The sequence below is a fragment of the Nitrosomonas sp. ANs5 genome, assembly GCF_050584665.1.
GTDB lineage: Bacteria > Pseudomonadota > Gammaproteobacteria > Burkholderiales > Nitrosomonadaceae > Nitrosomonas.
Genome location: NZ_JBEUDO010000001.1, coordinates 141,232 through 153,712 on the forward strand (window position 1 = coordinate 141,232; position 12,481 = coordinate 153,712).

At 52.4% G+C, this 12,481-nt stretch carries 10 protein-coding genes and 1 riboswitch; of the genes, 6 read left to right on the forward strand and 4 right to left on the reverse strand.

Annotation, left to right across the window (positions count from 1 at the left end):
• Positions 1–63: 63 nt before the first annotated feature.
• The 5 genes from ABTW62_RS00580 (at position 64) to sbcB (ending at position 6,337) form a co-directional block, all read left to right on the forward strand.
• The gene (locus ABTW62_RS00580) at positions 64–849 is read left to right on the forward strand and encodes a class I SAM-dependent DNA methyltransferase (protein ID WP_430902623.1); all 786 of its coding nucleotides are present in this window, start codon (positions 64–66) and stop codon (positions 847–849) included.
• A gap of 165 nt (positions 850–1,014) precedes the next feature.
• Complete coding sequence (gene metK / locus ABTW62_RS00585; RefSeq protein WP_430902624.1) at positions 1,015–2,178, forward strand: methionine adenosyltransferase; 1,164 nt, start codon at positions 1,015–1,017, stop codon at positions 2,176–2,178.
• 34 nt (positions 2,179–2,212) lie between these two features.
• Positions 2,213–2,292: riboswitch (S-adenosyl-L-homocysteine riboswitch) on the forward strand.
• A 15-nt stretch (positions 2,293–2,307) separates the two neighbouring features.
• Complete coding sequence (gene ahcY, locus ABTW62_RS00590; protein ID WP_430902625.1) at positions 2,308–3,744, forward strand: adenosylhomocysteinase; 1,437 nt, start codon at positions 2,308–2,310, stop codon at positions 3,742–3,744.
• A 274-nt stretch (positions 3,745–4,018) separates the two neighbouring features.
• Positions 4,019–4,864 carry a methylenetetrahydrofolate reductase [NAD(P)H] gene (gene metF, locus ABTW62_RS00595; RefSeq protein WP_430902626.1) on the forward strand — a complete coding sequence of 282 codons (846 nt, stop codon included), beginning with the start codon at positions 4,019–4,021 and terminating at the stop codon, positions 4,862–4,864.
• A gap of 3 nt (positions 4,865–4,867) precedes the next feature.
• On the forward strand, positions 4,868–6,337 hold the full coding sequence (gene sbcB / locus ABTW62_RS00600) for an exodeoxyribonuclease I (RefSeq protein WP_430902627.1): 1,470 nt from the start codon (positions 4,868–4,870) through the stop codon (positions 6,335–6,337).
• A 255-nt stretch (positions 6,338–6,592) separates the two neighbouring features.
• Here the strand turns inward: sbcB and glcF are convergent, their stop codons facing one another.
• The 4 genes from glcF to ABTW62_RS00620 are packed head-to-tail and all read right to left on the reverse strand — an operon-like array spanning position 6,593 to position 11,322.
• Positions 6,593–7,855: a glycolate oxidase subunit GlcF gene (gene glcF, locus ABTW62_RS00605; RefSeq protein WP_430902628.1), complete on the reverse strand. Its 1,263-nt coding sequence runs from the start codon at positions 7,853–7,855 to the stop codon at positions 6,593–6,595.
• A 5-nt stretch (positions 7,856–7,860) separates the two neighbouring features.
• Positions 7,861–8,934: a glycolate oxidase subunit GlcE gene (gene glcE, locus ABTW62_RS00610; protein ID WP_430902629.1), complete on the reverse strand. Its 1,074-nt coding sequence runs from the start codon at positions 8,932–8,934 to the stop codon at positions 7,861–7,863.
• Between the two features lie 31 nt (positions 8,935–8,965).
• Positions 8,966–10,420 carry an FAD-linked oxidase C-terminal domain-containing protein gene (locus ABTW62_RS00615; protein WP_430902630.1) on the reverse strand — a complete coding sequence of 485 codons (1,455 nt, stop codon included), beginning with the start codon at positions 10,418–10,420 and terminating at the stop codon, positions 8,966–8,968.
• Entirely contained in the window at positions 10,402–11,322 is a 921-nt protein-coding gene (locus ABTW62_RS00620) for a 2-hydroxy-3-oxopropionate reductase (RefSeq protein WP_430902631.1), read from the reverse strand. Before ABTW62_RS00620 ends, ABTW62_RS00615 begins: the two co-directional genes overlap by 19 nt.
• Before the next feature lie 176 nt (positions 11,323–11,498).
• Between ABTW62_RS00620 and ABTW62_RS00625 the strand changes: the two genes are divergently transcribed.
• Positions 11,499–12,481 (forward strand): formate/nitrite transporter family protein (locus ABTW62_RS00625; RefSeq protein WP_430902632.1); only part of this gene is annotated, 983 nt, incomplete at its 3' end.

A 12,481-nucleotide genomic window follows, 5' to 3' on the forward strand; every position in this document is an offset into this window, starting at 1 on the left:
TATCATTTGTTCCGGGCCACGGAACGATTCGTATCCTGATCGTAAACCTCAAAAAAGGCCGCAATGCATCAAAAAATCAAGCATAGAATTCAATTTCCCAAGGACAAGTTTTACAATCTGGAACAAGACGAAACCTATTTCTACCTGCAAAGAGTGGGACAGCCGAGAAAAAAAATACGCTTTCACGATTATGGGGAGATTTATCGTGTGCAGGGATTGTATGAGCAATTGTTCTATGATCGCCTGAAATGCCAATCACCTAGTAAAGTGACGGCCATTTTGCAGTCAGCGCTGGATCAATCGGAGGAGAATCTCAGCGAACTTCGCGTGCTGGATTTGGGTGCCGGTAACGGTATGATGGGGGAGGAACTGAAAAAGCATGGCGTTTCCAGGCTGGTGGGGGTGGATATAATCCAGGAGGCCCATGATGCGACTATTCGGGATAGACCGGATCTGTACGATGCTTATTATGTCGAGGATTTTACTAATCTGGATGACGATATCAGGGAAGAGATCACTGGCTGGCAATGTGATTGCATGACGACCGTCGCGGCACTGGGCTTTGGGGATATCCCACCGGGCGCATTTATCGAGGCTTTCAATATTATTGATAGCAAGGGCTGGGTTGCATTCAATATCAAGGAAACTTTCATGGATCAAAGCGATGAGTCGGGGTTCTCAAAGTTAATTCGTGAGCTGATTTTTTCCGAATACCTGCATGTTTATCGCATAGAGCGCTACCGGCATCGGTTATCCATAGAAGGCCAACCCCTCTATTATTACGCAGTGGCCGGAAGAAAACGCTCGGATGTGCCGTTAGACTTTATGCTGGCAAAGGCGATATCGTAGGGGCTGAAGTATGCTTCTCCTCCGTTTCCTGTCATGCATGTTCGTGTAGCCGGCATAGGGCTGTACAAGCGGTTATGCTGGATCGAATACGCACACTGCTTGAAAGTTTCTGCTCTGACAGGATCTGATTTACAATACAAGGTTCTAATTTACAAAAAAATAACTATGAGTGATTATCTTTTTACTTCTGAATCGGTCTCCGAAGGACATCCTGACAAGGTGGCCGATCAGATTTCTGATGCAGTACTGGACGCCATTCTGGAACAAGATGTCAATGCGCGTGTCGCTTGCGAAACGATGTGCAGCACGGGTTTGATCGTTTTGTCGGGAGAAATTACCACCCATGCTTCGGTGGATTACAACATTATTTCCCGTGAGACTGTGCGTAAAATCGGTTATACCAGTTCTGCAATCGGTTTCGATGCCACCACTTGTGCAGTGCTGACCGCCTTTAACAAACAATCCCCGGATATTGCGCAGGGTGTGAATCGCAGCAAAGAGGAGGAAATGGATCAGGGAGCAGGGGACCAGGGGCTGATGTTTGGTTATGCCTGCGATGAAACGCCAGAATTGATGCCGATGCCGATCTTCTATGCGCACCGTTTGGTTGAGCAGCAGGCAAAGCTGAGGAAAAATGGCAAGTTGCCCTGGTTGCGGCCGGACGCTAAATCGCAGGTTACCGTGCGTTACGTCGACGGCTATCCACAAAGTATAGAGACCGTGGTCATTTCCACCCAGCATGATCCGGATATTTCACATGCCGATTTGTCTGAAGGCGTCATCGAGGAAATCATCAAACCTGTCTTGCCAGCGGAAATGATCAACGACCGAATCAAGTACCTGGTCAATCCAACAGGCCGGTTTGTAGTCGGTGGGCCGATGGGAGACTGCGGGCTGACGGGCCGCAAAATCATCGTCGATACCTATGGCGGCACTGCCCACCATGGCGGTGGCGCTTTCTCCGGCAAGGATCCTTCCAAGGTTGACCGTTCGGCTGCCTATGCCGGTCGTTATGTGGCCAAAAATATCATAGCCGCTGGCCTGGCACGCAAGTGTGAAGTGCAGGTGGCCTACGCGATCGGCGTCGCTCAGCCCGTTTCGCTCATGGTGCAAACTTTTGGTACGGGGAAAATTGCAGATGAGAAACTGGCTGAACTGATTACCAGGCACTTTGATCTGCGTCCGCGGGCAATTATTCATGAGCTGAATTTGTTACGCCCGATTTATGCCAAAACTGCGGCACATGGTCATTTTGGCCGGGAGGATCCTGATTTTACCTGGGAAAGAACAGATATGGCCGAGTTGCTTCGGGCGGACGCAGGTATTTGATGACTGCCCGATAGCTGGGTGAATGAATTTCCACTTGTGCTGAGGAGCGCTGCAGCGGCTTAAACGCCGTGAGGCTCGGGCAAATGGATGATGATATAACGGCGCTCTTTCATTATTTGGAGATGTGCTATGAATGCTGTAATAAGTCCCAATACGGGCGACAACTCTTTTACTGACTGCAAGATCGCCGATCCATCCTTGGCAGAGTGGGGCAGGAAGGAGATCGCGATTGCCGAGACCGAAATGCCAGGTCTGGTTGCATTGCGTGAACGGTACGCCGCTCAACAACCGCTGGCCGGGGCACGGATCGCGGGTTCCCTGCATATGACCATACAAACTGCGGTATTGATCGAGACATTGGTCGCTCTGGGTGCCGAAGTCCGTTGGGCTTCCTGTAATATTTTTTCCACCCAGGATCATGCGGCCGCAGCTATTGCGGCTCTAAAAATTCCAGTATTCGCCTACAAGGGAGAATCGCTGGAAGAATACTGGGATTATGCCCATCGTATATTCGAGTGGTCGTCTGATGGCTCGCACGGCGCCAATATGATTCTGGACGATGGTGGCGATGCCACATTGCTGCTTATCCTCGGCAGTAAGGCCGAGCAGGATCCTTCCGTCATCGCCAACCCGGCCAATGAGGAGGAGCGTGTATTATTTGCCTCGATCAAAAAACGCATTGCCGAGCAACCTGGCTGGTATTCACGCAACCTGGCCAATATTCGCGGTGTCACCGAGGAAACCACCACCGGCGTGCACCGGTTGTATGAAATGGACAAGAAAGGTGAATTGCCATTTCCTGCCATTAATGTGAATGATTCGGTCACCAAATCCAAGTTTGATAATCTTTATGGTTGCCGGGAATCGTTGGTTGATGGCATCAAGCGCGCGACCGATGTCATGATCGCCGGCAAAATTGCAGTCATCTGTGGCTATGGTGATGTCGGGAAAGGCTGCGCACAATCATTGCGCGGTCTGGGGGCAACGGTCTGGATCACTGAAATTGATCCGATCTGCGCATTGCAAGCCGCGATGGAAGGCTACCGTGTTGTCACCATGGAGGATGCTTGTGACAAGGCTGATATTTTTGTGACCGCCACCGGCAACCTTCGGGTCATCCATCATGACCACATGGTGAAAATGAAGGATCAGGCAATTATCTGTAATATCGGTCATTTCGATTCGGAAATCGATATTGCCTCCATCCAGAAATACCCTTGGGAAAATATCAAGCCGCAGGTGGATCACGTTATTTTCCCGACTGGCCGCCGGATTATTGTACTGGCGCAGGGACGTCTGGTGAATCTTGGTTGTGCAACCGGCCATCCCTCATTTGTCATGTCAAATTCATTCACCAATCAAGTATTGGCGCAAATTGAGCTGTGGACAAATGGCGTGGACTACCCGAAAAAAGTCTTTGTGTTGCCGAAGCACCTGGATGAAATGGTTGCACGCTTGCATCTTGAAAAATTGGGTGCCCAGCTGACCGAGTTGACTGATGAGCAGGCACGTTATCTCAATTTAAATAAGAACGGGCCATATAAACCCGATATGTACCGTTACTAATTAGGAGGCTGTCCGAGAATAGCGATCGTAGCGAGGGCGAGGCTGGTTGAGTTGGATTTTTCGATCATTTGAGGTGAATAGTCGTTCTATTTAACGAAATAGATCGTAAAAACCGGCCAATCAGGCTCGTCCGCAGTAGATCAGTCTATTCTCGGACAGCCTCCTAGCCTAGCGTTGGTGACTGGGGAGCCCGTGATGGATATCATTGCTTCCCAGTTCATCTTTTTTGTGATTCTACGGATACGCTTCATTATGTAAGCGGGTGTAAGTTTTGATGCAATCTCAGAAGAAATTCCCCCCCACCTTTAGTTTTGAATTTTTTCCTCCCCAGACGCCTGAGGGTATGGAAAAATTGCGCGCGACGCGTGCGCAACTGGCCCAGTTTAGCCCCAAGTTTTTTTCTGTGACATTCGGTGCGGGCGGATCGACGCGTGAGCGCACGCTTGAAACCGTATTGGAAATTCAAGCAGAAGGTTATCCGGTGGCGCCCCATCTTTCCTGCATCGGTTCGACCCGGGAAAATATTCTTTCCATCCTGGAAAAATATCAGAGCCTTGGCATCAGCCATATCGTTGCATTGCGCGGCGATCTGCCTTCGGGCATGGCGCGGGCAGGGGAATTTCGTTATGCCAATGAACTGGTCGCTTTCATTCGCCAGACATTCGGACAGGCATTTCGCATTGAAGTGGCGGCTTATCCTGAATACCATCCACAGGCGCGTTCTGCCCAGGAGGACTTTGCCAACTTCAAGAGAAAAGTCGAGGCGGGTGCGGATGCGGCGATTACGCAGTTTTTTTACAATGCCGATGCCTATTTTTATTTTGTGGATATGTGTGAAGCCGCGAATATTGCGATTCCAATTGTTCCTGGCATCATGCCCATCAGCAAGTTTTCACAGTTGACAAGATTTTCTGATGGTTGCGGTGCTGAGATTCCGCGCTGGATACGCAGAAGGCTTGAAGGGTTTGGAGACGATACGGCGTCTATCCAGGCATTTGGGCTGGATGTTGTGACAGCGATGTGCGCGCGCTTGCTGGAAGCGGGTGCACCAGGATTGCATTTCTACACGCTGAATTCAGCTGTCTTGTCCACAAAGATCTGGCAACGTCTGGGTTTATAAACCATGGCGCACGCCACGCAGCAGGCGCCAGTCACCTTATACTGGCATGATTATGAAACATCCGGGGCTGATCCCAAGTGGGACCGTCCCGTTCAGTTCGCCGGGGTCCGCACCGATCAGGTGTTGAATGAAATCGGCGATCCTCTGGTCATTTATTGTAGACCGCCGCGTGACAGATTGCCGCAACCCGAAGCCTGCCTGCTTACCGGTATCTCTCCCCAGATGGCGGATGAGCGGGGGCTCATGGAGCCAGCGTTTATTGCCCGTATTCATGAACAGCTGATGCAACCGGGTACTTGCGCACTGGGCTACAATACCCTGCGTTTTGATGATGAAGTCACCCGCTACGCACTCTATCGTAATTTCTACGATCCTTATGCGCGTGAATGGCAGCATGGCAATTCACGCTGGGATTTGATTGATCTGGTGCGCATGACTTACGCATTGCGCCCTGAAGGTATCATCTGGCCGCTGAATGAGGGGGGCAGGCCAAGCTTTCGCTTGGAAGATATCGCCTCTGCTAATGAGCTGGCACATGACAGTGCGCATGATGCCTTGTCAGATGTGCGGGCGACGATTGCACTGGCGCGTTTGTTACGCGCGCGGCAGCCACGGTTATACGACTGGTTGTTTCGCTTGCGCAACAAGCGCGCAGTATCGGAGTTGCTGGATCTGGCAAAGCATACCCCAGTGCTGCATACCTCACGTATGTATCCGGCAGAGTATGGTTGCACAACCTTGATTATGCCGTTGCTAGCTGAGGAGAACAATACCAATAGTATCCTGGCATATGATTTACGGCATGATCCAACGCCTTTTTTGGGGCTGGATACGGACGCACTGGCTGAATGTCTGTTCACCTCCCAATCGGATTTGGCGGCCGGTCAGCTACGTTTACCCGTGAAGACGGTGAGAATGAATAAGTGTCCGGCCGTTGCGCCTCAGAAAATTATCGATGATAAGGTTGCGCACAGAATCAAGCTGGATATCGACACATGCCGTCATCATTGGCAGTTACTGCAAAATCATCAGGATTTTTGGCAGCGTGTCAGGTGTGCCTATGCGCTGCGCGAACCCATGATGGCCAATGATGCCGATCAGGCGCTTTATCAAGGATTCATCGGTGATCACGACCGCAGTCTGTTGCCGAGGGTCCGTACAGCCTTGCCGGAGCAGCTGACTGAACTGGCTTTGCCATTCCGGGATGCACGCTACCCGGAACTGCTGTTCCGCTATCGTGCGCGTAACTGGCCAGCGACGTTATCTGGTGAAGAAAGACAGCGTTGGCGAATGATTTGTCGTGCCCACCTCACAGAGAAGGTGAGCACCGGATGTCTGACGCTGACCGAATACCGCGAAAAAATAAAGCTGTTGCGTAATCAGCCTCCGCCGCATGCGCCTGACGCAGCGCAAATGCTGGATAATCTGGCGGCATGGGGCGAGAAACTGGCACAGGAGTATGGGCTTTCCTGACGATCAACTGCTTGCGGAATAGCGGCGGAACAGCTGACTAGGAGGCTGTCCGAGAATAGACTGATCTACTGCGGACGAGGCTGATTGGCCGGATTTTACGATCCTTTTCGTTAAATAGAACGACTATTCGCCTCAAATGATCGAAAAATCCAACTCAACCAGCCTCGCCCTCGCTACGATCGCTATTCTCGGACAGCCTCCTAGGCTGTGCCTGGTCCAGACTGAGGTGTGCAGGGAAGATGATTGCTGAATCTGTCACCCTGAGGCGTGTTGGTTGAGTCTTTCATCCAGTATTTCAATCCAGTGCCGCACGGGCAAATCTACCCCACCCTGCAGATGCGTTTGACAGCCGATATTGGCCGTCACCAGTAACTCGGGATTATCCGCAGTCAGCGCGGCGAGCTTGTTATCGCGCAACTGGCGAGAAAGTTTCGGTTGTAAAATCGAATAGGTACCGGCCGATCCACAACAAAGGTGCGCATCTGCTACCTTGGACAAATGAAAACCTGATGCCTCCAGGATGCTTTCGACCTTACCCCCCAAACGCATGCCATGCTGCAATGTGCAAGGGGCATGAAAAGCGATATGGCGTGGTGAGGGCGCTGGTTCAGACGGGTTCAGCAAGGATGTCAGGCTGGTGATCTCTGAGGCGATGATTTCGCTGATGTCACGTGCCAATTCCGAGATGCGCGCGGCTTTCCCGGCATAGACCGGATCGTGTTGTAAGAGATGCCCATAGTCTTTGACGGTCACTCCACAGCCGCTTGCGGTTATGACAATCGCTTCGACCGGTCTGTCCTTGTGGGTGACATGAGGCCACCAGACATCGATATTGCGACGCATGGCATCGAGCCCTTCTTCCTGGGCATTGAGGTGGTAGGCCAGTGCACCACAACACCCGGCCTGTTTTGTCGCAATGAGTGAAATCCCGAGCTTGTCCAACACGCGGGCAGCGGCGCGGTTGGTGTTGGGCGTCAAGGCCGGCTGTACGCAGCCATCCAGAATCAGCATGGTGCGTGCATGGTTTGTCCGGGGCAAATCGTCGGCTGCCCTGGATGCGGGAGCAACTAGCTTTTTTAACCGACCTGGCAGCAGCGGGCGTCCCATGCGGACCAAACCAAACAAGAGACCGGATATTGTCCGATTGGGTAACAGTGTGCGCAATAAATAACGCACAAATTTGGCATGGGGTGGGCGTTCGACACGCCGCTCGACCATGCCACGGCCGATGTCCAGTAAATGACTATAGCGCACCCCTGAAGGGCAGGTGGTCTCGCATGCACGGCAGGTCAGACAGCGATCAAGGTGTAATTGCGTGCTATGAGTGACTGGCTCGCCTTCCATCAATTGTTTGATCAGATAAATTCGCCCCCGTGGACTGTCAAGCTCATTGCCCAATAATTGATAAGTGGGACAGGTTGCCAGACAGAAGCCACAATGCACACAGCTGCGCAGGATGGCATCGGCTTCTTTTCCTTCAGGTGTATCCTTGATGAGATCGGAGAGGCGGGTTTGCATGGTGATTAAAGCTCGGTGTACATGCGTTGAGGATTCAGGATACCTGCCGGATCGAATTGATCTTTCAGGCGCCGGTGTAGGGTCAACAGGGCAGGGGACAGGGGGTGAAAGACTGGGGCCACCGTTTTGTCTCCATAAAACAGCGTTGCATGTCCACCCGCACTGGATGCCAGGTCGCGAATCACGGCCGGATGACAATCGTGCTCATCCATAGCCAGCCAGCGTAGCGCACCGCCCCATTCGATCATCTGTGTGCCAGGCAATGACAGGGGCGGTGTCGTGGCTTTGACCGACAAACGCCAGAGCATGCTTTTCATCGTAAAAAATGGATGGGTGTGGTGCCTGATGGCATTCCAGAAGTGCATATCGTCACTGAGCCATTCACCACCCAGTTTGCCGTGCGCTGCCCGAATGGCGGATTCGGCACCAGAAAGCCGGATATACAAATGATTATCGACAAAACACGTCGCGGAAACCGGCAGGGGGCTGCCAGCGCATTCACGCATGATTGCTATGGCCTTGTTCATCGCTACCTGAAAGCCTAGAGTCCGTTCCGATGCCGGCCTGGGCAGGACCTTCAGGGAGATCTCGAGCAGTACGCCCAGCGTGCCCATTGCACCCACCATGAGGCGGGAAACATCGTAGCCTGCCACATTCTTCATGACACGGCCGCCAAAGGACAGTACGTTTCCTTTGCCATCGAGCAGTTTGACACCTAGCACATAGTCTCTGACTGCACCGGCGTAGGCACGCCTGGGACCGGAGAGCCCGGCGGCCACACACCCGCCGAGTGTCGTCGATAGGTTGAAACAGGGCGGCTCAAAGGCTAGCATTTGCCCCTGGTCATTTAATGTTTTTTCCAAATCCTGCATGCGTGTACCGGCACGCGCGGTGATCACCAGCTCGCTGGGCTCGTAATCAAGTATGCCTTGATAGGGGGTTAGATCCAGCTTGGGAGGGTGCAATGCCTGCGGATTGCCATAGAAATCCTTGCTCCGGCCACCGTGGATGCATAACAATTGTTTGTTTGTGCCAGCTTCAATGAGGGTGTTGGTTAGATGATCGAGTATAGCCTGCATGATGGAAATTTCAGATCGTTCAAGGTAGAGATCAGAATCTCGGTATTTCCGGGAATTTCTCTGTTCCACGATGGACATGCATTGCGCCGAATTCGGCGCATCGATGGAGCGTGGGAACAGCCTTGCCTGGATTCAGCAGCATTGTGGGATCAAATGCGCTTTTGATGGCGTGGAAAAGTTCGCGTTCAGCATCATTGAATTGCAAACACATCTGATTGAGTTTTTCGATCCCGACACCATGCTCGCCGGTAAGCGTGCCACCTGCTGCGATACAGATTTCCAGGATGCGTGCACCAAAGTCTTCCGCTTTTTGTAATTCTCCTGGCTGATTGGCATCGTAGAGAATCAGCGGGTGTAAATTGCCATCGCCGGCATGGAAGACATTCATGCACCGCAGGCCATATGCCATGGAGAGCTGTTCGATTTGCTGCAGAACCTGGGCCAGGTGTTTGCGGGGAATGGTGCCGTCCATGCAGTAATAATCAGGAGAGATTCTACCTGCCGCGGGGAATGCAGCTTTGCGCCCAGCCCAGAATCGCTGACGTTCATGTTCATTACGCGATGTAGCGACACGCACGGCTCCGCTGGCAGTCAGAATGGCCTGGATCTGACGGATTTCGTCGGCCACTTCTTCTTCCAGGCCATCCGATTCACAGAGCAAAATGGCTGCGGCATCCTTGTCGTAACCGGCGTGAATGAAATCCTCGACGGCATGAATGGTGATTTTATCCATCATTTCCATTCCGGCTGGAATAATGCCGGCCCGAATAACGTTGGCGACGGCTTCGCCCGCTTTTTTGATATCGTCGAACATGGCCATGACCAGCTTGGCAGTTTCCGGCTTGGGGAGAAGCTTGACCGTGATTTCTGTGACAATGCCCAGCATGCCTTCACTGCCTGTCATCAATGCGAGCAAGTCAAAACCGGGGCTATCCAGTGCATCCCCGCCAATTTCCAGGCAAGCCCCTTCGATCGTCAATACGCGCAGTTTCAGAATGTTATGCACAGTCAAGCCATATTTAAGGCAATGCACGCCGCCCGAGTTTTCCGCTACGTTGCCTCCAATCGTGCAGGCAATCTGTGAGGAGGGATCGGGCGCGTAGTATAAACCATAAGCCTCGGCCGCTTCGCTGATTGCCAGATTTCTGACGCCAGGTTGTACCCGTGCGCTACATGCCAAGGGATCGATTTCCAGAATATGGTTTAACTTGGCGAGGGATACCAGCACGCCTTCGGCATGTGGCTGCGCGCCGCCCGAAAGGCCTGTGCCAGCGCCGCGCGCGACGACAGGCACTTGTTCGGCATGGCAGATCCTGAGAATTTCAACTATTTCCGCCTCAGTTTGCGGCAATACCGCGAGCATGGGCAACTGTCGGTAAGCAGACAAAGCATCGCATTCGTAGGGTCTGAGATCTTCTGGAGCCGCCAATACGGATTCCGTCGGCAGAAAATTCCGGAATGCCTGGATTAATCGGGTGCGTTGCATGGTGTCGGTTTGGTCAGATCATGCTCAGCCAATTTCTCAAGTACGCGGACAATGGCTGAATTGTCCGCGCGCGCATCGCCTTGTGCCAGGCACGCATTATAGAGTGATTGGGCTAGGGCGGTGCCGGGCAGGCTCACGCCCAGAGCCGAGGCGCTGGCTAGTGCAATGCTCAGATCCTTGACCTGTAAATCAATGCGGAACCCAGGATCGAATGTATGTTTGATCATCCGTTCACCATGAACCTCGAGGATGCGCGATGCCGCGAATCCGCCCAGCAGCGCTTGCCTTACTTTTTCTGGATCCGCCCCCGCTTTGGAAGCAAACACCAATGCTTCTGCTACAGCTTCCAGCGTCAGCGCAACAACAATCTGGTTTGCGACCTTGCAGATTTGCCCGGTGCCAGGATCGCCTATCCGGGTAATCGTTTGCCCCATTACCGCCAGCGCCGGTTTGATCGTTTCGAAAATGGCTTCGGTGGCGCCAACCATGATCGTCAGTGTGGCATTTTGGGCACCAATTTCACCGCCAGAAACCGGCGCGTCAGCGTAATGATGACCCAGTTCCGATAGCCGTTCAGCAAATGCCCAAGTTTGAACGGGTGATATCGAACTCATGTCTACAATGATTCGGGGCCGAGAATAGTCTGCCGACAGGCCTTCTACAATGCCACTCTGGGCGAACAGCACGGTTTCAACATGTGCAGTGTCCGGCAGCATTAGAAAAATGACCTCGGATTTTTCTGCTACCTCCCTGGGGGTAGGGCAAGCCCGACCGCCCAAGGCAATCAGTTCATCCGGCACACCACTGCGGGAGTTTAAATAAACCGTATAGCCATTTTCAATCAAGTGTCTGGCCATGGGTTTGCCCATAATGCCTAGACCGATAAAGCCAATTTCCTTCATTTGTATAAGATTCCCAGCAAATTAGCACTTGCTCTATCAGTGACTTAACTTATTCAGCGGATGGCCCGGTTGCTTGCCGGTCATCTCAAGATGTGGCAAAATCGATGGCCACCATGCATAGCATCGCATAGTATAACAGTCAGCATTTCCTCTACTAACGTTATCTAAGAGAAAATATGAAAGAATCCGAACAACCGACGATCAGTTCAAACGAACAGGTCATTCAATCAAGTATTGTCGCCGAAAGCTTGTCAGGCGGTGGTGGGCATGCCGGTGAGAATGTGACAACAGCGTCATCCTCCGCCAGTGTTGCTGCAGGAAGCATGCCTGGCACTGGTGAAAGTGTGGGTGCGGTACCCGCTAAAGGAGGTGATGCTTCGGCCTTGGATCAGGTGTTGCCTCCGCAGATGGGGCGCGATCTTGTCGAGGATGCGGTCAAGAAAAGTAAATTCAATGTATCGCAGATCCTGGTGAGAGGATTTCTGTGTACGCCATTTCTTGCTTATGCCACGGCGTTGACTGCATTATTGGTATCCCAGGGCTGGACGACAGCGGCCGCAGGTTTGATCTTCCCGGTGGGATATATCATGTTGGCCATGCTCGGCTTGGAAATGGCAACCGGTAGTTTCTCGGTCATGCCGATGGCCATGTTTGCTGGCCGAATCAAGCTTCCAAGCGTCGTGCGCAACTGGTCCTGGACATTTATCGCCAATTTGGTGGGCGGTATTTTCTTTGCCTGGCTACTTTGGTTCTCGTTGACCAAGGGTGGCTCTACGGAGCCCAGCGGTGCATTGACCACACTGGCCAAGCTTGCTGAAAAGAAAGCCTCTTATTCCGAATTTGGCATGAATGGTTGGCTGGCTGCAGTGGGCATGGGGGTGTTGTGTAACTGGCTGGTCAGCCTTGGCCCGGTTTTTGCAAAGGCATCGCGTAGCGTGCCTGGCAAGGTCATGCTGATTTGGTTGCCGATCGCCACCTTCTTCGCGTTAGGCTTTGAACATGCTGTGGTGAATATGTTTGTTTTCCCGATCGGAATACTGTCGGGGGCTGATGTTACCATTTCACAGTGGTGGTGGTGGAATCAGATTCCTGTGACGATTGGTAATATTCTGGGTGCGGTGATATTCAACTCGATGTTGTGGTACCGCACGCATAGTAC